Annotated in this window: 22 protein-coding genes; 13 read left to right on the top strand and 9 right to left on the bottom strand. The window is 54.3% G+C overall.

The features are described 5' to 3' along the window. Nucleotides 1–213 precede the first annotated feature (213 nt). Together pepI and EKM97_RS06005 are read right to left on the bottom strand one after the other, a co-directional pair. Nucleotides 214–1,092, bottom strand: a complete 879-nt coding sequence (gene pepI / locus EKM97_RS06010; RefSeq protein WP_125571484.1) for a proline iminopeptidase — start codon at nt 1,090–1,092, stop codon at nt 214–216. A gap of 68 nt (nt 1,093–1,160) precedes the next feature. Further along, nucleotides 1,161–3,110 (bottom strand): elongation factor G, encoded by a 1,950-nt coding sequence (locus EKM97_RS06005; RefSeq protein ID WP_125571483.1) that lies wholly within the window; start codon nt 3,108–3,110, stop codon nt 1,161–1,163. Nucleotides 3,111–3,274: 164 nt separating this feature from the next. Between EKM97_RS06005 and EKM97_RS06000 the strand changes: the two genes are divergently transcribed. Then, nucleotides 3,275–4,426 (top strand): hypothetical protein, encoded by a 1,152-nt coding sequence (locus tag EKM97_RS06000; RefSeq protein WP_125571482.1) that lies wholly within the window; start codon nt 3,275–3,277, stop codon nt 4,424–4,426. 79 nt (nt 4,427–4,505) lie between these two features. Here the strand turns inward: EKM97_RS06000 and EKM97_RS05995 are convergent, their stop codons facing one another. Beyond that, nucleotides 4,506–5,030: a GNAT family N-acetyltransferase gene (locus EKM97_RS05995; protein ID WP_125571481.1), complete on the bottom strand. Its 525-nt coding sequence runs from the start codon at nt 5,028–5,030 to the stop codon at nt 4,506–4,508. A gap of 233 nt (nt 5,031–5,263) precedes the next feature. On the opposite strand from EKM97_RS05995, the gene EKM97_RS05990 reads away from it, so the two are divergent. Continuing rightward, nucleotides 5,264–7,186: a fructose-specific PTS transporter subunit EIIC gene (locus tag EKM97_RS05990; RefSeq protein WP_125571480.1), complete on the top strand. Its 1,923-nt coding sequence runs from the start codon at nt 5,264–5,266 to the stop codon at nt 7,184–7,186. Between the two features lie 412 nt (nt 7,187–7,598). Here the strand turns inward: EKM97_RS05990 and guaC are convergent, their stop codons facing one another. Continuing rightward, nucleotides 7,599–8,576, bottom strand: coding sequence for a GMP reductase (gene guaC / locus EKM97_RS05985; protein ID WP_125571479.1), 978 nt, complete (start codon nt 8,574–8,576; stop codon nt 7,599–7,601). 457 nt (nt 8,577–9,033) lie between these two features. Here guaC and EKM97_RS05980 point away from each other — a divergent pair, with 457 nt between their 5' ends. Then, complete coding sequence (locus EKM97_RS05980) at nt 9,034–9,453, top strand: GNAT family N-acetyltransferase (protein WP_125571478.1); 420 nt, start codon at nt 9,034–9,036, stop codon at nt 9,451–9,453. A gap of 49 nt (nt 9,454–9,502) precedes the next feature. Here the strand turns inward: EKM97_RS05980 and EKM97_RS05975 are convergent, their stop codons facing one another. Further along, nucleotides 9,503–9,979 (bottom strand): NUDIX hydrolase, encoded by a 477-nt coding sequence (locus EKM97_RS05975; RefSeq protein ID WP_125571477.1) that lies wholly within the window; start codon nt 9,977–9,979, stop codon nt 9,503–9,505. Nucleotides 9,980–9,996: 17 nt separating this feature from the next. Then, nucleotides 9,997–10,956, bottom strand: coding sequence for a homocysteine S-methyltransferase (mmuM, locus tag EKM97_RS05970; protein ID WP_125571476.1), 960 nt, complete (start codon nt 10,954–10,956; stop codon nt 9,997–9,999). A 521-nt stretch (nt 10,957–11,477) separates the two neighbouring features. Here mmuM and EKM97_RS05965 point away from each other — a divergent pair. From EKM97_RS05965 to EKM97_RS05955, 3 genes are all read left to right on the top strand, one after another. After that, complete coding sequence (locus EKM97_RS05965; protein WP_125571475.1) at nt 11,478–12,869, top strand: amino acid permease; 1,392 nt, start codon at nt 11,478–11,480, stop codon at nt 12,867–12,869. A gap of 259 nt (nt 12,870–13,128) precedes the next feature. Continuing rightward, nucleotides 13,129–13,818 carry a type 1 glutamine amidotransferase domain-containing protein gene (locus EKM97_RS05960; protein ID WP_125571474.1) on the top strand — a complete coding sequence of 230 codons (690 nt, stop codon included), beginning with the start codon at nt 13,129–13,131 and terminating at the stop codon, nt 13,816–13,818. A gap of 17 nt (nt 13,819–13,835) precedes the next feature. Further along, entirely contained in the window at nt 13,836–14,972 is a 1,137-nt protein-coding gene (locus EKM97_RS05955; RefSeq protein WP_125571472.1) for an NADH-dependent flavin oxidoreductase, read from the top strand. Nucleotides 14,973–15,146: 174 nt separating this feature from the next. On the opposite strand, the gene EKM97_RS05950 is transcribed toward EKM97_RS05955, so the two are convergent. Beyond that, nucleotides 15,147–15,992 (bottom strand): aldo/keto reductase, encoded by an 846-nt coding sequence (locus EKM97_RS05950; RefSeq protein ID WP_125571470.1) that lies wholly within the window; start codon nt 15,990–15,992, stop codon nt 15,147–15,149. A 195-nt stretch (nt 15,993–16,187) separates the two neighbouring features. Here EKM97_RS05950 and EKM97_RS05945 point away from each other — a divergent pair, with 195 nt between their 5' ends. Beyond that, entirely contained in the window at nt 16,188–17,108 is a 921-nt protein-coding gene (locus EKM97_RS05945) for an SDR family NAD(P)-dependent oxidoreductase (protein ID WP_125571468.1), read from the top strand. A gap of 8 nt (nt 17,109–17,116) precedes the next feature. Continuing rightward, nucleotides 17,117–17,536: a MarR family winged helix-turn-helix transcriptional regulator gene (locus EKM97_RS05940; RefSeq protein ID WP_125571466.1), complete on the top strand. Its 420-nt coding sequence runs from the start codon at nt 17,117–17,119 to the stop codon at nt 17,534–17,536. A 57-nt stretch (nt 17,537–17,593) separates the two neighbouring features. Here EKM97_RS05940 and EKM97_RS05935 read toward each other — a convergent pair whose 3' ends face one another. Continuing rightward, complete coding sequence (locus EKM97_RS05935; protein ID WP_191985987.1) at nt 17,594–18,568, bottom strand: NAD(P)H-dependent flavin oxidoreductase; 975 nt, start codon at nt 18,566–18,568, stop codon at nt 17,594–17,596. Between the two features lie 199 nt (nt 18,569–18,767). After that, nucleotides 18,768–19,061, bottom strand: coding sequence for an ArsR/SmtB family transcription factor (locus tag EKM97_RS05930; RefSeq protein ID WP_125571464.1), 294 nt, complete (start codon nt 19,059–19,061; stop codon nt 18,768–18,770). Between the two features lie 317 nt (nt 19,062–19,378). On the opposite strand from EKM97_RS05930, the gene EKM97_RS05925 reads away from it, so the two are divergent. From EKM97_RS05925 to EKM97_RS05905, 5 genes are all read left to right on the top strand, one after another. After that, on the top strand, nt 19,379–19,909 hold the full coding sequence (locus EKM97_RS05925) for an RICIN domain-containing protein (RefSeq protein ID WP_125571462.1): 531 nt from the start codon (nt 19,379–19,381) through the stop codon (nt 19,907–19,909). Between the two features lie 22 nt (nt 19,910–19,931). Next, complete coding sequence (locus EKM97_RS05920; RefSeq protein WP_225419228.1) at nt 19,932–20,816, top strand: SDR family NAD(P)-dependent oxidoreductase; 885 nt, start codon at nt 19,932–19,934, stop codon at nt 20,814–20,816. A gap of 21 nt (nt 20,817–20,837) precedes the next feature. Next, complete coding sequence (locus EKM97_RS05915; protein ID WP_125571459.1) at nt 20,838–21,404, top strand: TetR/AcrR family transcriptional regulator; 567 nt, start codon at nt 20,838–20,840, stop codon at nt 21,402–21,404. 464 nt (nt 21,405–21,868) lie between these two features. Then, a complete protein-coding gene (locus EKM97_RS12265) occupies nt 21,869–23,233 on the top strand; it encodes a response regulator transcription factor (RefSeq protein WP_225419227.1) in 1,365 nt (454 codons plus the stop codon). Continuing rightward, nucleotides 23,226–24,278 carry a HAMP domain-containing sensor histidine kinase gene (locus tag EKM97_RS05905; RefSeq protein ID WP_125571458.1) on the top strand — a complete coding sequence of 351 codons (1,053 nt, stop codon included), beginning with the start codon at nt 23,226–23,228 and terminating at the stop codon, nt 24,276–24,278. Before EKM97_RS12265 ends, EKM97_RS05905 begins: the two co-directional genes overlap by 8 nt. Nucleotides 24,279–24,313: the final 35 nt, after the last annotated feature.

Raw genomic sequence — 24,313 nt, 5'->3', positions numbered from 1 at the left:
CAGCGGAAGACCGCGTTAGCGGGCTGAAGCGGCCCCGCCCGACGTAGTTCCCGGAGCGTATCCCAAGCGCACCACCACTGGAGTTGCCGACCCACCGCCTAGCGGCGGTTTGAAAACAAACCCAAGCGTAAAGTGCACCCTTGCGGGCGCAGACTTACGCTGACGGACAGTGACACAAAAAAACAGCCGCTTACACGACTGTTTGGTAGTTTACTAATCGTTTTGCTTGAGCCAGTTGTCGAGCACGCTGATGAACTCGTCGTGCTGATCAAGCAGTGCCAGGTGGCGGCTGTTGGCGAAGAGGTGCCACTTCGCACCAGGAATGTGATCGTACACAGACTTGGCAATCAGCGGTGTGCACAGGTCGTCGGTCCCGTTCGTGACAAGGACGGGCACATGAATTTTGTGCAAGTCATCCGTGACGTCGTAGTCGCTGATGGTGCCGTTCTCGGTGAACTCGTTGGGGCCTTCAGCAATCAGGCTGGCGCGCTTACCGTTAGTTGGCCGGCGCAGTGGCTCTGGTGAGTTCTCGTCGGGGTCGTCCCAGCAGTAACGCTCCATGTAGCGGTCGTTGGCGGCCAAGTACTTCGGGCCGCTGAAGTTGCCGGTGCGCTCTGCTTCGGCAATCGCCTCGCGATCTTCATAGCTGAGGTAAGAGATGAGTCGGTGCTGCTCCTGCGTCCACAACTTGATGGAAGCTGGTGAGCCGTCAATCATGACACTCTTCACACCGGTCTGGTCATACTGGGTCAGGTAAAGCATTTCGAGCATCCCGCCCCATGACTGACCCAACATGTGGATTTCGTCTAGGTGGAGGTACTTGCGCAGCGCGATGAGCTCTTCCGCCCAGGTTTCCTTCACGTAAACGGACTCGTCTTCTGGCAAGGAGGACTTCCCGCACCCGACTTGATCATACATAATCAGCTGCCGACCGGTCTCCGCATAGTCATCCATCAATTCAAAGTAGTTATGCGATGAACCAGGACCGCCGTGAATGAGGAGCAGTGGTGCCTTGCCCGGTGTCTTTTCCCCAACAATTCGGTAGTAGGTCTTGTAACCGCGAAACGGCATGTAGCCTTCTTCAATTTTCATACTTTTGCCAGCCTTCTTTAATATTGAATACAAGGATGATTGTACTACTCGCGGGAATTGGCCTCAAATCACTTGGCCATGTAGGGGTAGTGCGCCATCTGCGGCAACTCGTGCCACGGTACTGGGTACCCAGCCCCGTGCGCGCAAAAAACGGAGTCTGGGGTGTTATCCAAATCGGCGGTGGGCTGGTAATCTGTGGCCGCAATCACCTCGTCTGCATTGTGGCACGGTTTGTACCCCGCCACGACACATTCGAGTTGGCCCTGGCCGTGCGTATAGGCACGCTCCGTCTGCGCGTAATCTTGCATCTGCTCAACCGGCGTTGTCCCCGTTAGCGTGACGAACGCAGCACCTGGTGCAGCATCAGGCAACTCAAAAGTGCCACTCATCTGCTGAATGTCATTCATGGCCCGGCCCACTTGGTCCTGACCCACTGTCAGCCGAAAGTCATACCATGGCTCCAGCAGCTGGCATGTCCCCTGCTCGCGGGCCATCATCAGCCCCTGCCGCACCGCCCGCCATGTGGCCTCGCGAAAGTCGCCGCCGACCGTGTGGACGTTGCTGGCGCGACCACCAACCAGGGTAATGGTCATGTCGGTAATTGGCGCACCGGTGAGCACACCGCGGTGGGTTTTCGCCGCTAGGTTACTAAGAATCTGGTGCTGCCAGTTGCTGGCGAGTACCTCGAGCGAGCAATCACTGGCAAAAGTCAACCCACTGCCGGCAGGCGCGGGACTAAGCAGCAGGTGTGCTTCCGCGTAATGCCGTAGCGGTTCAAAATGGCCAACGCCCTCAACGGGGGCGGTAATGGTCTCCTTGTAGAGAATACTACCAGCACCGAAGGACACGGCCAGCTTAAACCGATCCTGCAAAAGTTGCTGCAGCACTTCCAGCTGCACCGGTCCCATAATCTGCACGCGCAGCTCCTGCAGCTCACTATTCCACGCCACCCGCAGCTGCGGATCTTCGTCTTCCAGCTCACGCAACGCGTCTAGGCACGCGTGAATATCGGCGTCACCAGGATCCACCGCGTAAGTCAAGACGGGTTGAATGCTGGCGGCCATGGCGTCTGCGAGTACGCCTAGGCCCTGCCCAGGATAGGTGCCGGTGAGGCCACTGACCGCGCAGACCTGACCCGCTGGCAATTCTGCTACCGCCGTGAATTTGGCGCCATTATAAACACGCAGCTGGTTTGCCTTTTGCCCAGGGAGCAACTCATCCTTCGCGTGCAAAATGCCACCGGTTACGCGCACCCAGCTGAGGCGTTCGCCCTTCTCGTCGTGTGTCACCTTGTACACCCGCGCGCCAAATTCCGGCGTGACGGCTGCCGGCTGCGCCCAACGGGCAATACCGGCCAACAGCTCCGCGGTGCCAGCCAGTTTCAGCGCGGCGCCGAAGTAGCAGGGGAACACCTGCCGCTGCCGAATCAGCCCCTGCACCGTGACCGCGGTCAGTTCGCCGCTGTCCAGGTAGTCTGCGAGCACATCATCATCTTGCACGGCAATGGCTTCTTGCTGCTCCGCAGTCAGCGGCGTATCCGCACTGGCAGTCGTGAAGTCCACCACCGCTTCGTCCAAATTTACCTGCAAGTTGGCCAGCACCTGCGCCTTGTCGACATCTGGTGCGTCCATTTTATTCACGAAGATGAAAGTCGGTACCTGATAGCGGGCCAGTAAGCGCCACAAGGTGCGCGTGTAGCCCTGCACTCCATCCGGTGCAGACACGACGAGCACCGCGTAGTCGAGTGCGCGCAATGCCTGCTCGGTTGCCGCCGCAAAATCCACGTGTCCCGGCGTATCAATCAGCGTCAGGCGCATGTCGTCGTATTGTAATTCCGCCTGGTGGGCAAAAATGGTAATGCCGCGCCGCTTCTCCAGCGCGTCTGGATCGAGGAAGGCATCCCCTTTGTCGACACGTCCTAATTGCCGCAGGGTGCCCGCTTGGTACAACAAAGCCTCTGATAATGTAGTTTTCCCGGCGTCAACGTGTGCGACAATCCCGGCGACGATGTTCTTCATGCGTGCCCCTCCTGCATTTTGCCAATCAATGATTATAGAAGAATTGTAGCACTCGTGTCTGGCTACGCTCACGGTCAATTGCCGCCGCCTGTCACACAACTGATTTATGCTGGCGACACGGGGCGGCGTACAATGAAGCTAAACGTACCCGAAAGGAATTCAGCATGTCGAAACTCAAATACGTCCTCGCGCTAGCCGCCGTTGTGCTGCTTACCGCCTGCGGCAAAAATACAGCGCAAAAGACCAGCAGTGTCTACCAGCACAGCACCAGCCAGTTGCAGAAAAATGACCAGGTTTGGGCGGAAAAAGCCGTCGCAACCGCCGCACTAAACGGTAAGAACGGTCTGACTGCCGAAAAACGCACGAATGACGACAAGCTCGCGCCGTGGATTACCAGCAAAGGCAAGTTCTACAACGTCGCCAACTACCAGCAGACTAACTATGCGACCATCAAGAAGCAACTCAAGAAGAATGACAGCATGCCCCAGAACTTGCATTTTGTGACTGTCAAGCAGGTGAACGCGACGCTGAAAACGCTGGGCGCCACGGCTAAAATCAAGAGTTTGAATGACCTCGTGTACATTAAGCAAACTAACGGGACCACGTTTCAGAATGGCACCGGCTTCCTGATTGCTGGTGACAAGCTCTACGATGTGTACGTGAGTTACACGAGCGGTGCCAAAGGTGCCAGCGTCAACCGCGGCACGGTTTACACGTGCAAGCTGAAGTACACCAGCAGCGCAGCGGTTAAACCCGCGGCCATCACGGGTTTATGGCAGACCAGCGATGGCACCAAGGCACTGGTCAAGGATAAGCAGCTTGTCACTATCCAGAACAACGCCTTCGTGCGCGGCGCTATTGAGAACCTCGGCGCGCTAAAGCAAGCTGAACTCTACGGCACCATGAGTTACTACCTGCGCCAAACGACCACCACGAAAAAGAGCGTCAAGCTCAGCAGTAATTCCCTAGCCAGCGGCGACCTTTGGGGCAATCTCTACGTTTTCCTGTCCGCCAGCAAAATGGTGCAGGTCACCAATAGCGGTGTGAAGGTCTTCACCAAGACGAGCGCCAAAGACGACACGACCGACTTCCCTAAGCAGGTCTTCACGGCCTTCAAAGGTTTGGACAAGGAAAAATCGGCAGCGGGCGTTGCCGGCTACCTTTTGCCAAAAGGTAACAACACCTACTCCGTTGGTCTCGTCAGCAGTACACACTTCGTCCTAGAGAACTACAACACTGGCATCAGCGGCGCCGAAGCAGTGTCCGTTGATAGCAAAGGCAAGATTAGCGTTGGGGCGGATATGAACCACAACTAACACCGATAAGTAAAAAGCGCGGCGCTATTCCCACAATGCTGGGAACAGCGCCGCGTTTGCGTTTCACTTCAGAAATCATCTAAATCCGCGCTTCCCGCTTCAGTTTCGAATACCGCGCCGCGTCATGAAATTGACCATCGAGCAGCTTAATCTCTTCGCGCTCAACGCCCTCCAGTACGTAACCAGCGCGCTCGGCGACCCGACGACTGGCCAAGTTATCAGTGGCAGCCAGAATCGTAATTTTGTTTAGCGCCAAATCACCGAAACCAAAATGTTCCAGCTGGTGCAAGGCCGCTGCGGTAATTCCCTGCCCGCGCGCCGTTTCAGCGAGAAAGTAACCGACTTCCGCATGCTGACTCTCATGGTCCACGTTGTGCAGGTCAATCGCGCCGACAACCGCGTCATCCGCCTGAATGACGAACATAAAGGTACGCTTGGCCAGCGCCGCTTCCACCATGCCGTTCAGAAAGCTGCGTTCGTCGCCCACATTTTTAGTTGCCTGCGCCCATGGGAGCCAGGCGGCGATGCTTTCCCGGCTGCCATCAACGACCGCGAACAGGTCCGGCGCCAATTCGGGACGGGCAGGCAGAAGCTGAACATCCATACTTTTGATCCTCCACAGTGTTTTCACCAATTCGTTAATAATGCCTACAAAATAAACGATGTAAGCGCTACAATTAAATATGTAATCACAGTTATCTGTACATGTAAGTACAAAAGTATCTTCATTATACACCGCTGGCTAGCCAAAGACGCAGCGGTGCCAACGCAATCGCGCCCCAAAAGGCTGAATTTGCCTTCTGGCGCAGCTTCACTTAATGCAGGGGGGCATTGGGTATGAGTAAATACGATTTAATCGCGGCGACCGGCTGCGCAACCGGAATTGCGCACACCTACATGGCGCAAGAAGCACTAATCAAGGCCGCCCGGGAGCGGGGCCTGACCATGAAGGTCGAGACGCACGGCCAAAGTGGCGTGGACGAACCACTCACCGCCGAAGAAATTGCCGGCGCACGGGCCGTCATTATTGCTGCCGATATTGACGTCCACCCCGAACGGTTTGCGGGTAAGCCGCTGGTCATGGTGCCGGTGGCCGCCGGAATTCGCCAGCCAAACAATCTAATTGATGAGGCGCTGGCACCCTACGCGCCCATCTATTTGCCGACCGGTGGCCGCGCCGCCGCAACGACGGCAACGGTCAAAATCAGTCCGATGCGCCTTGCTTACACTAGTCTCATGAATGGTGTGTCGCACATGTTACCGCTGGTGGTGGCCGGCGGGGTGCTGATTGCCCTTTCGATGCTGTTCGGCATCTACTCAATGAACCCCGACAGCAGTCAGTACAATGCCTACGCGGCAATGTTGAATCACATCGGCACGATTACGATGAGCCTCATGGTGCCCGTCCTTAGTGCCTACATCGCCGAAACCATCGCTAAACGCAGCGGCCTCATCGTCGGCTTTGCGGTCGGCATGGTCGCTCAATACAACGGCATCGGTTTCCTAGGCGGCATCATTGGTGGTTATCTGGCCGGCGTGATTGTGCTTGGCCTGCAGCATCTGCTCAGCATTTTACCGGAGCGGGAATTCCGCGGCTTAAAGTCCATTTTTCTCTACCCCGTGTTGGGGGTGCTGGTGGCCGGCACGATTATGTGGTTCATTTCCGCGCCGATGGCCAGCATGAACGCCGCGCTCATGAATTTCCTGAAGAGCATGCAGCATGCCGATCCGGTGGTGCTGGGCGTCATCGTTGGCGTCATGTGCGCGTCTGACTTCGGCGGCCCCATCAACAAAGCCGCCTACCTCACGGGTACGGCGCTCTTGGCATCAGGCAACACACTGTTCATGGCCGGCGTTTCCGCAGCCTGCATCGCGCCGCCACTGGCAACTGGGATTGCCGTGCTACTCAACCGTAAGGCATTTACCCGCGACGAACGTGGTGCCGGCTACGTGAATTTTGTCCTCGGCGCCACGCACATCACGGAGGGGGCCATCCCCTTTGCGGCCAAGAACCCACTGCTGAACATCCCCATCTTCATGATTGGCTCGGCCGTGGCCGCGGTGCTCACCTACATTACGCGGATTCACGTGCCAGCGCCGCACGGCGGCTTCATTATTCTGCCGCTGGTTGACCACCCGATTCTGTGGGTTGTCTTCATCCTCATTGGCGCCGCGATTTCTGGCGGTCTGCTCGCCCTCAGTGCCGGCCGCAGCATGCAAAAGCACCTCACCGTTGCCCCCGCAATGGACGACAACACCGCCAAACAGGTCGCCGCTTATGCTGAACAAACCGAAGCCAGCGGTCTGGGTGAAAACGAACTCGGCTCCATCCTCAGCATGCGCAGCATCGTCATGGATATGCCGACGCAAACCCGCGACGACGTGCTGCGCCAGCTGGCCGAACTCGCCGTGCAAAATGGCATCGCCGACAACGCCGCGGCCGTCTATCGCAAGTACCAAGAACGCGAAGATCAGGGACCAACCGGCATGGTGCAGGGTATTGCGATTCCGCACGCTAAGGACAAAATGGTCGAACGGCCGGCCATGCTGATTGCTCGCCTCCAGCAACCCATTCCGTGGCCAAGCATGGACGAGCAGCCCGTCGACATCATTATCAGCTTCCTGATTCCAGACTCCGGTGACGCCGAGCACGTCGCTTACCTGAGTAACACAGCCAAACTGCTGACGCACCAGAGCTTTATTAAGCAGTTGCGCGCGGCGAAGACACCGCTGCAGGTGATGACCTTGTTTAGGGAATAGACGGCATCAAAAACGTTTAGCTTGCGCGCTACAAAAACGCCCCAGCGAGAATCCCGAATTTAGGATTCTTGCTGGGGCGTTTCCGTATTCTGTTAAGCTGTCCGGTAAGTCGGCGACTACAATCGCTCACGCTGGTTGCCGTGTAACTGGGTGTGAGTGATCAGCAGTCGCGCTCCGAAGGGCAGGCCCTCAATGCATAAGTCAACTAGAACCAAAATCCTAAACCCGGGATTTTAGTCCTAGTCGTATTATGCAACCGGGCCTAACCGCCCTTCTTCGCAGCCTCATCTTAGTCGCGCTCCGAGGGGCAGAACCCTAATGTACAAGGCAGCCCCAACAGAAATCCTAAGACCGGGATTTACACCCAAACCACCTTACATGACCGGACCACCCGTCTCGGTCCGCAGCTTGCCTAGTACTGATCCCCGTTAAAAATGGAGTTCTTCACAATCACATAGTCGACCTTGCGCAGGCCCATGAGGTCGCGGCCGCCGGCGTAAGAAACAGCACTCTGGAGGTCTTCTTCCATCTCGGTGAGGGTGTCGCTAATTTTGCCCTTCAGCGGAATCAGAATCTTCTTACCTTCGATGTTGTGGTGGCTGTTCTTCTGGTAGGAGGACGCAGAACCGAAGTATTCCTGGTACATCTTGCCGTCCTTCTCCACCTTCTTGCCTGGCGTTTCTTCGTGCCCGGCAAAGAGGGAACCAATCATGCACATGTCGGCGCCAAAACGAATCGACTTGGCAATGTCACCGTGCGTGCGAATCCCACCATCGGCAATGATGGGCTTGCTAGCAGCCTTAGCACACCAGCGCAGTGCGGCAAGCTGCCAACCACCAGTCCCAAAACCAGTCTTAATTTTGGTGATGCAGACCTTACCCGGGCCAATCCCAACTTTAGTGGCGTCAGCACCCGCGTTTTCCAATTCACGGACCCCTTCAGGCGTGCCGACGTTCCCGGCAATGACAAAAGCGCCCGGCAGGTGCTTCTTGATGTGGTGAATCATCTCGACAACAATGTCCGAGTGACCGTGCGCGATGTCGATAGTGATGTATTCTGGCGTCAGATCAGCCTTGTCGAGCTCTTCGATGAAGGCGAACTCGCTCGGCTTCACACCAACAGAAATGGACGCGTAGAGGCCACGTTCCTGCATGTCGCGGACAAAATCCAAGCGAGTTTCGGGGGTGAAGCGGTGCATGATGTAGAAGTAGCCGTTATCTGCCAACCAGATGGCGAGTTTCTCGTCCATCACGGTCTGCATGTTAGCGGGCACTACCGGAATCTTGAAGGTGCGGGGACCAAATTTGATGGTCGTGTCAACTTCCTTGCGGCTCCGAACGATACATTTGTTCGGAATAAGTTGAATATCTTCGTAATCAAAAATCTGCATAAGGCTTCCTCCGTATATAAACACGAACAATAATCGTGAATGAAGTATTTATCATTCACACCAAGAGGGTACTATACATGGGTTAGTGAACAAGGTCAAGCAAAAGCCGAATTAATTTTCGCATTTTCGGCATTATCATACTCAATTTAAGCAAAATTAAGTTCACCAAAACACGAATGTTCCTAAATTGCATCTAAACGCGAACATTTTTTCAACATCGCAATCCAGTAATTAGTAATCAGTTGCTAGATTGATGTATTCTTCCACCCACACTTCATCCCCATGCTTTACAAGTCCCTGCACGCCATGCTATTCTTAACGCATGGTGCCAAACCATACTGGTGGGTTAGCGGATCGGCGCGCAAGCGTTCAGAAGGTCTTAAGGCCTGCCTACTACATAAAGAAAGGATGAATCGCCAAGGCGATTCATCCTTTTTGTTTAAGGGAGCGTGATGTCATGAATATTCGGCAAGCCACCAGTAGCGACTACCCGCAGCTACGCAATATCTACCTCAGCAGTCGCCAAACGGCATTCTTCTGGGAAGACGCCGCCAAAATGACGCTGAACGATTTCGACCACGACACCGTCGATGAACAAATCTTGGTCGCGACCGATGAAAAAGATCAGCTCACTGGCTTCATCTCGCTCTACCTGCCGGACAACTTCATCCACTGCCTGTTCGTCGCGCCCACCGCGCAGCACCAGCACACGGGTAGTCAGCTGCTAGCGGCCGGGCTAACACACATGGGGCGCCCGGCACGATTGAAGTGCGTAGCGCGCAATACGAATGCGCTCGCCTTTTACGAAGCGCACGGCTGGCGGCGTGAGAGCCTAAACACAGACGATGAACCGTACTGGAACCTTATTTTCGAATAATGCGCAAAAACAGGGTGTGGCCGTCATGGTCACACCCTGTTTTGCAATTCTAATCAAAATTCGTCAGCACACTGCCACTGCGGCGCGCCGCAAAGTAATTGGCGATAATGCGCTCATGTTGCGCGTTGAAAATCGGCGGCAACTGCTCCTCGCTGAAATACTCGAGCGCCAGTGTTTCGTCATTGTCCGCATTCAGCTGACCGCCCGCCGCACGTACTAAGTAGGTGACGAGTACCGCCTGCGCCACATCCCCATTGGGATAGTGCTGAATCTGACCGCTATCGACGTCCAGAATCCGCAGGGGTTCAACTTCCAGACCCGTTTCTTCGCGGAATTCACGCTGACAGGCTGCACTAGTGGTTTCACCAAACTCCAAGGCGCCACCAACCATGCCCCACTGCTGATAATCTGCCCGCTTTTGGAGCAGAATCTCCCCAGCATCATTCACCAGAATGCCGCCCGCAAAAGTCAGAATGATGGGGGCGTGGCCAACGAGTTGCCGCACATCATGAATGTAATCCGCCATGAGTTAATCCTCCACAGCTAGTTCTGAGCGGCAAGCGCGGTTGCCATTCCCGCGATGTCCGCCGGCGTGCTCCGGCAGCAACCCCCAATGATGCTGGCGCCTGCCGCGCGCCATTCGGGTGCGAGGGCCGCAAAACTACGGGCGTTGGGGTTCGCCTGCCAACTTTTGTCGATTGGATTGTAGATATCACCGTTATTCGGGTACACGATAATCGGCTTGGCCGTTAGGGGCGTCAGCGTGTGTAGCGTTGCTGTCACGTTCTCCTCGGCGGTGCAGTTGATGCCCACCGCGGTGATCTGGTCACAATCATTGGCCATGGTCGCTACCGCATCCAGCGGTGTGCCGTCGCACAGCGCGGTGCTGCTTGCGCCGACTGAGAATGACAGCCAGGCGGTCATTCCTGGAAACTCGTCCGTCAGCAGGCCGCAGAGCGCCTTGACCTCAGCTGCATTCGGCATCGTTTCGAACGCGAAAAGATCAACACCAGCATCTGCGAGTAGCTGCATGCGTTCACGGTGGAAATCGCGGTACTGGGCATCCGTCAACGTGTAGTCGCCGCGGTACTCGCTGCCGTCAGCCAAGTAGGCACCGTAAGGCCCAACGCTACCGGCGATGAGCAGTGCACCGCCTTTTGCCAAGCGCTCTTCGCGGGGTAAGTTCGCCAGGTACTCATCGCGCGCCGCCTGGGCCAGCTGCACCGACTGGGTAATGAACTGCGCACCTTGCGCTTTTGTGAAGCCAGCCTCGACGAAAGCCTGCGGGGTCGCCTGGTAGGAATCCGTCGTCGCAATCGCGGCGCCCGCTTCAAAATAGCTACGGTGCACGGCAATGACCGCTTCCGGGTTCTTAATCAGCGCCTCTGCTGACCAGAGCGCACTGTTCGTATCAACGCCGCGTTTCTCCAGTTCGGTCGCCATCGCACCGTCACTCACAATGTAATTATTCTCGTCCAGCAGCCTGCCAAGTGGGTTAATCATTGCCTGTCCTCCGTGTATCATCAGATGATAATCGTGATATTTATTATCGTTAATGGTAATCTAATTAATGCGCAATTGCACGCGCAGACACGGATACATAATCTTCCGGCGGTTAGGCTGAGAGGCTAAGCGCTGGGTTCCGCACACTTTTAGAACGGCTTCACCCAGCAGCTTTCTGCGCTTAGCACAGCCTCGAAACCGACGCAAAAACCGCGTCAATTCCGAAGCTCCGCTAATGCTCAAAAGCTAAGCGCTGGGTTCCGCACACTTTTAGAACGGCTACGCGCGACAGCTTTCTGCGCTTAGCCCGACTCCGGAACCGATGCAAAAACCGCATCACTTCCGGAGTCACGCTAATGCTCAAAAGCTACCCGCCGCGCTCCGCACACTTTAGAACGGCTACGTGGGGCAACTCCCTCCGCTTAGCCCAATTATGGAACCGACGCAAAAACCGCGTCATTTCCATAATTACGCTAATGCTCGAGAGTTAACCGCCCCACTCCGCACACTTGGAGGTACACATGCAAGATTCCCATACATCCCTAGAACGCAAAATGGAGTCCCGGCACCTCTTGATGATCTCGCTTGGCGGCGTCATCGGGACCGGGCTCTTTCTGAGTTCTGGCTACACCATTCACCAGGCCGGCCCCGTTGGCACCATCCTCGCTTACGGTATCGGCGCCATCGTCATCTACCTCGTCATGCTTTGTCTCGGCGAACTATCCGTCGCCATGCCGCAGACTGGTTCCTTCCACGTTTACGCCGATAAGTACATCGGCCCGGGCACCGGCTTTACCACTGCCATTTTGTACTGGCTAACTTGGACCGTCGCGCTCGGTTCCGAGTTCACCGCCGCTGGACTCATCATGCGCACCTGGTTCCCGCACACCGCTACTTGGGTCTGGAGCGCACTGTTCATGGTGGTCATCTTCACCGTCAACGCGTTGTCGGTCCGCATTTTCGCCGAAGCCGAATTCTGGTTCTCCAGCATCAAGGTCTTCGCCATCGTCGCGTTCATCATCCTCGGCTTGCTCGCCATCACCGGCATTTTGCCAATTAAGGGCTACACGCACGCACCCGGTCTGATTAACCTCTTCAAGGATGGCCTCTTTCCGACCGGCTTCAAGGGCGTGTTCACAACAATGCTGACGGTTAACTTCGCCTTCTCTGGCACCGAACTCATTGGCGTCACGGCCGGCGAAACCAAGGACCCGGAGCACAACATCCCCAAGGCCATCCACACCACGCTGCTGCGCCTGGTCATTTTTTTCATCGGGAGCATCGTCGTCATGGCCGCCCTGATTCCTTGGCAAAAGGCAGGCGTCAACGAATCCCCATTCGTGCTCGTTCTCAGCAACATCGGCTTGCCTTTTGCCGGGGACATCATGAACTTCGTCGTGCTCACAGCGATCATGTCTGCCGCCAACTCCGGTCTCTACGCCTCCACGCGCATGCTGTGGTCGCTGGCCAACGAGGGCATGATTAGCCCGCGCGTTGCCCACACCAACAAGCGCGGCGTGCCACTGCTGGCATTGTGCCTGAGCATGGTCGGCGGCGTGCTCGCCCTCCTCTCCAGCGTTGTGGCGGCCTCAACCGTCTACCTGGTGCTGGTGTCCATCTCCGGTCTCGCCGTGGTCATCGTCTGGATGGTTATCGCGCTATCCGAAATCAACTTCCGCAAAAGTTGGCTCGCTGGCGGTCACTCGGTGGATGAGCTCAAGTACCGCACGCCATGGTACCCCGTCGTGCCCTGGGCCGCGTTCATCATGAGCCTGCTCAGCTGCGTACTGATTGTCTTCGACCCAACGCAGCGACCATCGCTCTACTACATGCTACCGTTTCTCCTGCTGTGTTACGCCTTCTACTACGGACGTGAACGCTGGCGCAAACGCCGAGCAGCAATGCCAAAATAGGTCTAAGCAAAAACCGTTCATCTCCGGATGGACGGTTTTTGCATGCCAATCCGGAATTCATCTGTTGGTTTTGGAATCAATGACATGGCAATAACACCTCATCCCAGAAACAGATGTGTATTGGTGATATTTTAATAACAAAGTGAGAGTCAATTCCAGCACAACGGGCCATATTGTCCGCTGTACGGCGCGAAGGAGCCTGCTATAATCGACTTACAAATCATAAGCACGATAGCAAATCAATCAAGGGGGAATATGCATGACCAAAGCACTTATCGTCGTCACCAGTACAGCGCAATTCGCTGGCCGTAAACAGGCAACTGGGGTTTGGCTCAGTGAGGCGACCCACTTCCACGCCGTCATGCGTGAACACGGCATTGACGTAGATTACGTCAGTCCAGAAGGCGGCTACGTGCCGCTCGATCCTGGCAGCATTTTACCAGAAAACCTCGATGACGCGACCTGGTCCTTCTATAGTGACGACGCTTACCGCCAGCGCTACCTGGCAAATGCCATGAAACCAGCGGACGTCAACGTAGCCGACTACGACCTGATTTATTTCGCTGGTGGCCACGGCACAATGTGGGATTTCCCGGGAAATAAAGCCCTTGCGGCAATTGCCCAGCAGATTTACGCTAACGGTGGTTTGGTTACCGCCGTCTGCCACGGTGTTGTCGGTCTTTTGCCACTGGTCAACCCTGACGGCACGGCCTTCATTAAGGACCGCAAGCTGACCGGCTTCACCAACGAAGAAGAAGCCATCAACAAACTGACCGATGCCGTGCCGTTTCTCGCTGAAGACGCCCTGCGCAAGGCCGGCAGCGACTATAGCAAGGCTGCCGCCTACACGGAACACGTCGTTGCCGATGGTCGCCTGATTACCGGTCAAAACCCGCAGTCCGCACGCGGCGTTGCCCTCAAGGCAATTGCGGCATTAGCGAAGAAATAATAGGAAGAAGTCATATTATGCCAGCATTCAATGACAAACTCGAATTACGGTCCGGCGTCACCCTCAAAAACCGCCTGTTCATGTCCCCCATGACCACCCAGCAGAGTTTCTACAACGGAACGGTCACGCAGGATGAAATCAAGTACTACGCCGACCGGGCAAAAGGCCTGGGGGCGGTCATCACTGGCGCCGCTAACGTTCAGGACGGCGGTAAGGGTTGGCCTGGTGAACTTAGCATTGCCCACGACGAGATGTTGCCAGAGCTGAGCCAATTGGCTAAGGCCATCCAGGGTCAGGGCGCTAAGGCCATCGTCCAGATTTTCCATGGCGGCCGGATGACGCACCGCGCCACCTTGAGCGGCGAGCAACCCGTTTCCGCCAGTGCCGTGGCCGCATTGCGTCCTGACGCGGAAACACCACGTGCAATGACCGTTGACGAAATTCACGCCACGATTGCCGCCTTTGGCGTTGCCACCCGCCGCGCGATTCAGGCCGGCTTTGACGGCGTGGAATTGCACGGTGCCAACACCTACCTGATCCAGCAGTTCTTCTCCCCGCACTCCAACCGGCGCACCGATGAATATGGTGGCAGCCGTGAGAAGCGCTACCGCTTCATCAAGGAACTGCTGGACAGTGTCTTCGCTGCCGTGGACCAGTACGCTGATCGCCCGTTCATCGTCGGTTACCGCTTCTCCCCGCTCGAATTCGAGGAACCCGGCATCCGCTTCGACGACACGCTCTGGCTACTCGACCAGCTTAAAACCAGCCGTCTCGACTATCTGCACATGTCGCTGAACCGTTACGACCGCAGTGAAAAAGGCGCCGCTGACACCCGTAGCATGCTCGCCCGCGCCCATGAACGTCTAGATGGCAGCATGCCACTGATTGGTGTCGGTGGTGTCCGTACCCGCGCCGATGTTGAAGGGGTTTTGCAGTCAGCCGATGCGGTCGCCATTGGCCAACAGCTGCTCTACGATCCAACTTGGGCCGTGAAGCTCGCAGACGGCTTGGACGATGCCATGCTCAGCGCCGACTTCGAAGACGCGCTCAAGTTCGTGCCCCTGAACAAGCCGCTCCACGACTTCGCCTCAAGCATGGTACTGGGACGCAAGGCACGGCAGGCAGCTTACCGAAAGGAACACCCTGCTAAGTAAATCACCATGAACAGAAAAAAGCCCGTTGCCAATTACTACATGGCAACGGGCTTTTGAGTCCCCCCGGACTTTTCCACTGCGCCGCAAAAGCGGCGGGCCTGCTATCTAGAGCAGATTGAACAATCATCCTGCGCTAAGGGTGGTCGTTCAATCTGCTCTAGAGAGGACCCAGCTTTAGATTTCCTCTAGCGGCACCTTCGCACTTGGTGCTGGAAAGAAACTATCAATCAGCCGCAACTCGTTTTCATCGAGATCAACCTCTGCGGCCTCAATGTTTTCACGCATGTGCGCTGGCGTTCCGGCCTTGGGAATACTGAGCACACGGCCACTACGCAGCGCCCACGCTAGCAGTAACTGGTGTCCCGTCAGGTTGCGGGTCTGCGCCAGGTCCAACAATTCCTGCGGCAGATTAATACTGCGACCGTCCCCAGAGCCAAAAGGCGAGTAACCAATCAGGGCGATGCCATCTTGTTGCTGCTCCGGCACCAAATCAAACTCAATCCCGCGTGCAGACAGATTGTACAGCACCTCGTTGGCGGCAACTCCCTTGCCGCCACGAACAGCGCGCGCTTCCTTCAGATCAATCGTGTCGAAATTGGAAACACCGTAGCTACGAATGCGGCCCTCATTTTGCAAATCTCGCAATGTGCCGATGGTTTCGGTCAGCGGTGTGGTGCCGCGCCAATGCAGCAGGTACATATCGAGGTAATCCGTGCCCAGACGCTTCAGACTACGGCCTAATGCCTTGCGAATTTCCCGGTCAGTGGCGTGCCAAGGATAAAACTTGGAAATGAGGTAGATGTCGTCACGATTACGGCCGGCGATTGCGCGCCCAACGACGCGTTCAGCGGCCCCTTCACCGTACATTTCAGCGGTATCGATTACGTTCAAGCCATTATCCAATCCAAACTGGATACTAGCCGCCTCTTCAGCACTCCGAGCACTACTGGTTTCACCCATGTGCCAGGTACCCATCCCCAGAACTGGTACATGCCGGTCGCCCAGCCGTATCGTCTTCATCGTCAATCGCCTCCACGTTATTTTGCTATTAGTATAGCGTGATTGGTATGGCACCGAGGCGGACAAAACTCGCGGGGGTGTCCGGCAACCTCATCTTCTGGCCGTCTACGTTTATTGGCCTCACTGAAAATAGTAGTTGACGATTTAATAGTTAAGTTCTAAACTGTAAACAACTTAACCGAAGGATGATGACTCATGACAAAACAAACGATTATCGTAACTGGCGGCAACTCCGGGCTGGGCTACCAGGCCGCTAAGAATATTGCCAGTGCCCAACCCAACAGCACCATCATTATTGCCAGCCGTAACCAGGCCAAAGCCAGGACCGCCCAAGCCCAGATGGCGGCTGAAACCGGCAATGCGCACATTGTCACCCGCCCACTAGATTTGGGCTCCTTACAATCCGTACGTGATTTTGCCCGTGAGTTCAAGACAGCGGATTTTCCGCCCCTATACGCGCTAGTCTGCAACGCCGGGCTTAACCCCACCAAGCTCACTTACACGCAGGAAGGTTTCGAGACAACTTTTGGTGTCAACTACCTCGGTCACTTCCTGCTCGTCAACCTGCTATTAGATTCAATCAGTAACAATGGTAGAATTGTGTTCGTATCCAGCGATACCCACAACCCACCGAAGCTCTTCCCGTTCCCGGCGCCGGTTTTCACGGACATCGAACCCATTGCCCACCCAGATGCCGACAGCAATGACCTGTTGCGCTACCCGACTTCGAAACTGCTCGATCTCATGGCCGCCTATACCTTCGCGGCCAAAATTCAGGAACAAACGGATAAGCACATCACCGTTAACGCCTTCAATCCCGGTCTCATGACCTCAACCAACCTTAACGGTGACGCTGGCAGCAACCGCCTGATGAAAGTCAGTATGAACGCCTTCTCCTACTTACTTGGTCGGCACGGCAGCGCGATTACCTCGGGTCAGCAACTTGCCGACACGGTCACTAGTGCGCAGTGGACGGGCGTATCCGGTAAGTACATCGACCGAGGAAAGGCGCGTCAATCATCACCCGCTTCTTATGATCAGGCGGCGCAAGAACGACTCTGGCTGCAAAGTCTAGCACTAGCGAAGGTGACACCGGACGAAACTATTCTCAAATAGGAGCTAACATGGCCAAAATCACTAAAGAAGATTACTTGAAAACTATTTTTCAGTTCAAAAACCTGATTAACACTGAATTCGGACATGGCAAGCAGCACGCGCTCAGTCTCACTGAACTACTCATCATGCAGGGAATCGCCCAGCAGCAGAGTTCAGTCGCCATCGCTAGCGACCTGCACATCACCAAGGCCGCCGTCTCGCAATGCACAACCGGACTCGACAGGAAGGGGCTAATCACCCGCACGACTGACCCGCAAAATCGGCGCAACCTCAGCCTTACACTGACCGAAACGGGCCGCACACAATTAGCGCAGACCAACCATGAATTTGACGCTGCCTTTGCCACTTTTGTTCAGGACATGGGTGTCACCGATTTGGAGCAGTTGCTCAGTCTTATGCAGAAAATGACAACAATCATTGGCAAATAAATACAAAAAAGCAGCCGCCTGGCCACTTTTTTTGACGTGATTTGGTAATAATGCGCGTTAATTCTGCTCTTCTGCAAGGTCCAGCTTAGCCATGATGGCCGCAACCGGTTCAGCGCTGTGAATCTGCGAGATGCCAAGGCCGAAAGAGGCAATACCGTTCTCCAAATCCCCGAGCAGCATGCCGTCATGCATCGCACGCATCCCCTGATGGGCGGCGTTAATTTCTACCCGCGTGGCACCATCTGCGCTCATTTTGGCAAGCCGCTTAGCCATTGTCCCGGGTAAGGAACGGTAATAAGCCGGCTGATCACGGTAAAATAGCAAATCATCCGCGTCTGCGGCAATTGCTTGCTGCTTCACATTTGCCGCCAAGCGACTTTCGGCAGATAACAAGAAAGCCGTGCCAACATACAATCCTTCAGCACCCAGAGCGTAGGCAGCCCGCGCCGTCCGTGCATCGACAATGCCGCCAGCGGCCATAATCGGTGTGTGCTCAACGGCATCCACCAGCATTGGCACGATGGCAAAGGTCCCGATCACCTGGCACGGCACCGTGCCGCCTTCGTCAAATCCGGTCGCCACAATGATATCGGCACCGGCTGCTTCAGCCTGCTTGGCATTCGCAACTGTCGGGTTGAGCGCCCGATACACAACCTTGATGTGCTGCTCGTGCAATTTCGCAAACCATTTTGGGGCAACGTCACCGACTACAATCGCGACCGGAACGTGCTCTTCCACGAGTAGATCAAACATCGGCTGCGTAAACGGACTGTCCTCATCGTCGCTGGCCGCAAAATCCACGCTGAAAGGCTTATCCGTCAGTGCACGCACCTTCTGAATCTCACGCCGCATTCGCTCCACAGTTTCCTCCACGTCACGAGTTACCGTCGTTTGCCCAGCGTTGAAGCCCAATGTTCCTAAACCACCAGCATTGCTGACGGCGGCCACTAACTTGGCGTCTGTCATCCAGAACATTGGCGCCTGAATAATTGGCTTACTGATTCCCAGAATTTCACTGACACGATTAGTCATGATGCATTTCCTCCTCTAATTTCTGTCATTTAAAAATTACTAGATCAATCTGTTTTCACAATGCACCAATGACTTGCACGCTTTCATCATCTTCCTTACGTTAAAAAATTGGGTGTTCTAAGCACAATATGGTGATACTAGCTGTACGACATCACCATATTTCTATAAATATAGAAATATCGGGCAAATGAAAACGCCGCTACCTAGCGACGTTAACAGTTGCGGCCGCGGCCCACAGTTCCGGAACAAAGCGTGCTGCCAGCACTGGATCAAGCGTGTAATAAATGAAGGTGCCGCTGCGTTCGGGTACAATGAGGCCGCTAGCCGCCAGCAGTTTGAGATGGTGTGACAGGGTTGATGATGGCACGCCGTCCAGCAGTTCCTCAATATGACCTGCACAAAGACGCGTTTCTTGGCTCAGCAGGGTTACAATCTGGTAGCGCGTCTTATCGCCGAGTGCCTTGTGCATTTTGATAATCGCCGCTGTGTCCATTCCTTGTCCCTCCGCATTGTCGCGCTGTGCTAATATTTCCAAATATACGGAGCTACGGTAACACTTCACTCCGCACATTGAAAGCAGCATTGCCGCTGACTGCGTGTCATTTAGGCGGCCACGTTATGGAACAATGCGCTGCAGTGACCGCGCGCTTCAAAAAAATTTCAAATCTGGTTGACTATAACTAACTGATTGGTTTATTATAAATCAGTCAACAAGTCATATTAAAATTAACGTCATGCAATCTGGTGGGAAGTACCCACCATTTATTTTTGCCATTTAAAGACTAATTAGTCAGTTATGGAGGGATTCATATGCACGCAAGTACCATATTAATCGGTGACGCTCTCATTGTCGCCGGTTTGGTCACTGTCTTTGGCCATCGCTTAATCAAAAATTACCACCGGAAGGTTGAGACCCCAAATGCATTCATGATCAAGAATGAGCAGTCAGGTTTAGTTATCCGCCCACAGAACGCCGGCATCGCTGATGGTGTCCCCATCATCCAGTTCACCCCGCAGAATTGGGAATGCACCACTTGGCAAATGATTGAAATTGGCCCTAACACCTTCCTACTCAAGGACCTCTATACGCAGAAGTCCTTCGCACCTGTTGGCACGCCAGACGCCGGCGCACTGCTTGAGCAGCGCCCCATTGGCGGCGACCGGAATCAGCATTGGCAGTTCAACCATCAAGAAGACGACACTTACACGATTCAGCTCGCCGGCACCGACTTATTCATCACCAGCACATCTAGTACAGTTGATGACCGACTGACGCTCCAGGAAGCCAGTGATGGCGCTGATCAGCGCTGGACTTTGACGCAGCAACACCCCATTATCTAATGAATTCGGAGGCATTACCATTTTGACAAAACTAATCCTCATCACCGGCGCAACCGCCGGCATCGGTAAGGCTACTGCGCGCGAACTCGCTGCCAAAGGCCATCATGTCATTATCCACGGTCGTAATGAACAAAAGGCCCAAAAGGTGGTTGCTGAGATTAAGCAAGCGACGGGCAATCAGCACGTCAATTACCTCATTGCTGATCTCTTTTCAATGACCGCCATCAAAGAGATGGCCGCGCGTTTTAACGCCAAGTATGATCACCTCGACGTGCTCATCAACAACGCCGGTGCCGTGCTCGATGATAAGCGCTTTGAAACTGCGGACGGAATTGAAGGCACAATGGCACTGAACGTCTTTGCGCCGCTCCTGCTGACAGAATTACTGTTACCGCGGCTGCGCAAGTCGCAAGACGCACGGGTCATCAACATGTCTTCCGGAACGCACCGTATGGCGCATCCTGACATGAATGATCTCAATCTGGAACACGTTTCTTCCGGGCAAACACGTTATGGCATTAGCAAGCTTTTTGTCATCTGGAACACCCAGCACCTTGCCGCACATCTACAACAAGCCGGTATTACCAACGTGACGGTTAATGCCTCCCACCCCGGAATGGCGACCACGAATTTTGGTCAGTCGAGTGACAACGGCTTCTGGAATAACTTAGTTTATAAGGTCGCTCTGGCAATCGGTAAGACCTTCCACATCGCCACACCTGAACAGGGTGCAGTCACCAACGTTTACCTGGCAACGAACGATGCCGTCAAGGGCGTCAGTGGTGAATTCTTCAACAACAAGAAACAGCAAGCGAAGCCGGCAACCGGCGAATACACGCCCGCTCGGGAGCTTGCCTTGTGGAAGTATTGCATGGCCAAGCTTCAACCTTGGATTGACGAAAACTGAGTGATTAGTTAAGGTGGACTCATGAGAAAACGAGACGAAAATAAAGTAAAAGCAATCCGCGAAGCTGTCATCAATTTGTGTGCGGCAGACGGTTTCACCAATCTCACCACCGCGAAGGTCGCCAAGCTTGCCGGCGTCAGCCCCGCCACCATCTACCTCAATTACCAAGATAAAACTGATATGTTAAGTCGCCTATATGAAGAAGTAAAGGATGATTTGCACAAAGGCCTCGCCGGCGCCATTGCTGCCGCTGGCGATGATCTTGAGGCGCAACTGCGCGCAACCCTGCGTTTCTCCATCACGCAAGCTCAAGAGCACCCCAAGGAATCGCACTTTGTCTCCGCGCTTTGGACCAACCAAGAGCTGCTGGACGATGCTGCCCGTGCATATGGTCAAACTGCTGCCGGGCCACTGCTACAACTCTACCAGCGCATCGCCGCTGCGCCTGACTTCGTTGACGCCCCTGAAGTCACTGTTGCTAGTCTCGCCACTGTACCGGTGCTGATTTTGCAAACGGCTAATGCCGCAGTTGATGACCCAACACTGAACCAGGCGATTGATATGATTGTTAAAGCACTGAAAAAATAAACAAATAGCGTCTACCACAACTGCGGTAGACGCTATTTTTGTCCTTATCCATAGCGACATCACGCACAGAACGTAAGTTGTTGTCCTCGCAGTCGCGAAAGTCGTCAGTCCCCTCATGGATAAGGCCGCAACAACATGACTGGCAAAAATTTGTCCGCGTCATAACCTGCTTCACTTAAATCTTTATTCTCCCGCGATTAACATTTCAGCAACATCTCAGCAACATTCCGCTAACGTCGTTTTCCTAAAATAGGCTCAACAAGCACTCAGCCGGAGGATAACGATGACCCACAACCAAAAATCACACTTAGTTGCAACATGCACCTACTGCGCCCAGATTATTCTGGCACTGCTATTGCCTGCGCTGAACCATTGGCCCAGCGATTGATGTCGAACTCGCTGACCAGCAACGACCAAATTAAGCTATACTGGGTTCAAAATAACCAACTCTTTGGAGGTATTCCATGCTCAACGCGATTATCCGGCGCCTACATCTCCCCTTTAATATTGACCACCGGCGCGATCGAGTAGCCCTATATGCCGCACTCAGTGTGCCGATTGGTTTGCTGATGGCCGTCGCTAAGCTCGTCATGGGTGTCCTATTCTTTTCAAATTGGTTGCTGATTTTCGGAACTTACTACCTGATTTTGCTGATTTTCAAGATTGTAACCCTGCGGCAATACCAACGCATTCGCGTCAAGCAAGCACCGGTTAATACCAAAATTCGCGCCGAGCAAGCCTTCTTAACACTGGGTGGCATTGGCTATTGTCTGATTGGTCTTAGCTTTGGAATCTTCTGTTTCGTCATGTATGCACACGGATATAATCAGCAGTTTAACCTGAACGCTGCACTGATTGTCGCCATGCTGGGGTTCTTCAAGCTGACCTCCGCAATCATCGGTTTAGTCCGTTCGCGGCATCTGCTGAGTCCCTTAATCACCTTACTAAAGGCCTACAGCGTCGCCGACGGCATAACCGCGATTGTGCTGACCCAGTATGCGCTGTTGACGTATCAACATAGTGCCCAAGCGACAACGGCGACCGGCTTGTTCGGAATGGCCGTTAGCCTGCTCATTGTGCTCGTGGGCATTTGGATTACCGTTTTTGCCGCGCACCGCGACTTATCATTACAAGAACAAAAGGAGCAGCCATGCAAAAAAATCTTAGTTGTCGAAGATGATGATCAGTTTAACGCCATTCTCACTCGCACTCTGGTGCAGGCCGGCTATCAAGCGCAAGGCGCAAGCAGTGCCAATGACGTCTACAACCTCATGTATGAACAAACTTTTGATTTAATCTTGTCGGATATCATGATGCCGGACATCGACGGTTACACCTTCGCCGAAACCGTGCGGCGCACCGATCCCGCCATCCCAATTCTATTCATTACGGCGCGCGACGACATTGCTTCCAAGGAAAAAGGCTTTAACCTTGGCATCGATGACTACATGATTAAGCCCGTGCAACTCGACGAAGTCAAAATGCGGGTGCACGCCCTCCTGCGCAGGGCCAACATTGGGAAGTCGCAACAACTCACGGTCGGCAATGTCACCCTAGACGCAGATAGTCGCGTCGCCACCCTTGCCGATGTTGAAGTACCGTTAACCGTGCGCGAGTTTGACCTGTTAACGAAATTCTTGACTTACCCCAACCATGCTTTTTCACGCGCGGAGTTGATTAATGAGTTCTGGGATCTCGACAGCGAAACCAGTCTGCGCTCAGTGGACGTCTATATTACCAAGTTGCGGGACAAGTTTTCTGACGCGGACGGTTTTGCCATCAAAACTGTGCACGGGCTGGGTTACAAAGGAGTCTTAATCAATGACTAAATCCAAAGTAGCCTTTATTACCCACACGAATCGTTTTTCCTGGCTCGCAATGATTGGTCTGTTTTTCGGCTTCGGCTTACTGGCCGCCGTTCCGGGAATTGCTTACAGCAAGGACTGGCAAGATGTATTTTCACCCTACGCTGGCTGGTACTTGCTTTATTGCCTGATTGTTGCGGTCATCTTGGCAACACTGACTTCCTGGCAGAAATACCGCACCTTCGATAAGCCGCTGCGCGCGCTCAGTGCCGCTGCCGAGAAAGTTGCCGGTGGCGATTACTCCGTCTACCTGCAACCCGTCCACAGACCGGAAAAATATGATTATCTTGACGCGATGTTTGCCAACTTCAACACCATGGTGGCGGAACTGAACTCGATTGAAACACTACGCGGTGATTTCGTCGCGAACGTGTCGCACGAATTCAAACGTCCCTTAGCAATTATCAAAAGCTACACTGAAACACTACAACAAGGTGATTTAGACGCCGCCACCCGCGCAGATTATTTAAAGACTATCGACACTGCGGCAACCGACCTTGCCGAACTCGTCGCCAATATTTTGCGGCTGAACAAGCTGGAGACACAAGTTACGGAACCAAAACGGGTGCCCTTTGATTTAGTCGAGCAACTGACCCAGGTCATTTTTGCGCATGACCCCACTCTTGAAGCGCACCAATTAGACTTAGACGTGGACATGCCGGAGCGGCTGGCCATGATTGGTGATCCGGAACTACTCAAAGTAGTTTGGAACAACCTGTTGGCCAATGCCATTAAGTTCACACCAGACCGTGGGCAAATCAGGCTAACCGTCACTCAGCACAGCAAGCACGTCACCGTCAGCATCAGTGATTCTGGTGCCGGCATGGATAAGCAGACCCAGACGCACATGTTTCAAAAATTCTTCCAAGGCGATTCATCGCACAAGGCCATGGGCAACGGTTTAGGATTAGCCATGGTGGCCCAAATTTTGAAACTCGTTCATGGGCAAATAGAAGTAGCAAGCGTTGTCGATCACGGCAGTATCTTCACCGTTCGGCTTCCCCGCTGAGAATTTACTGGCAGATGCCAGTATTTTTTTTGCCC

This window comes from Lacticaseibacillus songhuajiangensis (assembly GCF_003946025.1).
GTDB lineage: Bacteria > Bacillota > Bacilli > Lactobacillales > Lactobacillaceae > Lacticaseibacillus > Lacticaseibacillus songhuajiangensis.
Note: the sequence above shows the minus strand (reverse complement) of the source record. Positions and strands in the feature narration are given on the sequence as shown.

Bases quoted from the DNA above. Each gene is read 5' to 3' on its own strand.
- EKM97_RS05930 (WP_125571464.1), bottom strand. From the start codon at position 19,061: ATGGACACAGCGGCGATTATCAAAATGCACAAGGCACTCGGCGATAAG.
- EKM97_RS05950 (WP_125571470.1), bottom strand. From the start codon at position 15,992: ATGAAGACGATACGGCTGGGCGACCGGCATGTACCAGTTCTGGGGATG.
- pepI (WP_125571484.1), bottom strand. From the start codon at position 1,092: ATGAAAATTGAAGAAGGCTACATGCCGTTTCGCGGTTACAAGACCTAC.
- EKM97_RS05945 (WP_125571468.1), top strand. From the start codon at position 16,188: ATGACAAAACAAACGATTATCGTAACTGGCGGCAACTCCGGGCTGGGC.
- EKM97_RS05925 (WP_125571462.1), top strand. From the start codon at position 19,379: ATGCACGCAAGTACCATATTAATCGGTGACGCTCTCATTGTCGCCGGT.
- EKM97_RS05955 (WP_125571472.1), top strand. From the start codon at position 13,836: ATGCCAGCATTCAATGACAAACTCGAATTACGGTCCGGCGTCACCCTC.
- EKM97_RS05960 (WP_125571474.1), top strand. From the start codon at position 13,129: ATGACCAAAGCACTTATCGTCGTCACCAGTACAGCGCAATTCGCTGGC.
- EKM97_RS05940 (WP_125571466.1), top strand. From the start codon at position 17,117: ATGGCCAAAATCACTAAAGAAGATTACTTGAAAACTATTTTTCAGTTC.
- EKM97_RS05935 (WP_191985987.1), bottom strand. From the start codon at position 18,568: ATGACTAATCGTGTCAGTGAAATTCTGGGAATCAGTAAGCCAATTATT.
- EKM97_RS05990 (WP_125571480.1), top strand. From the start codon at position 5,264: ATGAGTAAATACGATTTAATCGCGGCGACCGGCTGCGCAACCGGAATT.
- EKM97_RS05975 (WP_125571477.1), bottom strand. From the start codon at position 9,979: ATGGCGGATTACATTCATGATGTGCGGCAACTCGTTGGCCACGCCCCC.
- EKM97_RS06005 (WP_125571483.1), bottom strand. From the start codon at position 3,110: ATGAAGAACATCGTCGCCGGGATTGTCGCACACGTTGACGCCGGGAAA.
- guaC (WP_125571479.1), bottom strand. From the start codon at position 8,576: ATGCAGATTTTTGATTACGAAGATATTCAACTTATTCCGAACAAATGT.
- EKM97_RS05905 (WP_125571458.1), top strand. From the start codon at position 23,226: ATGACTAAATCCAAAGTAGCCTTTATTACCCACACGAATCGTTTTTCC.
- EKM97_RS05980 (WP_125571478.1), top strand. From the start codon at position 9,034: ATGAATATTCGGCAAGCCACCAGTAGCGACTACCCGCAGCTACGCAAT.
- EKM97_RS05965 (WP_125571475.1), top strand. From the start codon at position 11,478: ATGCAAGATTCCCATACATCCCTAGAACGCAAAATGGAGTCCCGGCAC.
- EKM97_RS06000 (WP_125571482.1), top strand. From the start codon at position 3,275: ATGTCGAAACTCAAATACGTCCTCGCGCTAGCCGCCGTTGTGCTGCTT.
- EKM97_RS05995 (WP_125571481.1), bottom strand. From the start codon at position 5,030: ATGGATGTTCAGCTTCTGCCTGCCCGTCCCGAATTGGCGCCGGACCTG.
- EKM97_RS05915 (WP_125571459.1), top strand. From the start codon at position 20,838: ATGAGAAAACGAGACGAAAATAAAGTAAAAGCAATCCGCGAAGCTGTC.
- EKM97_RS12265 (WP_225419227.1), top strand. From the start codon at position 21,869: ATGCTCAACGCGATTATCCGGCGCCTACATCTCCCCTTTAATATTGAC.
- mmuM (WP_125571476.1), bottom strand. From the start codon at position 10,956: ATGATTAACCCACTTGGCAGGCTGCTGGACGAGAATAATTACATTGTG.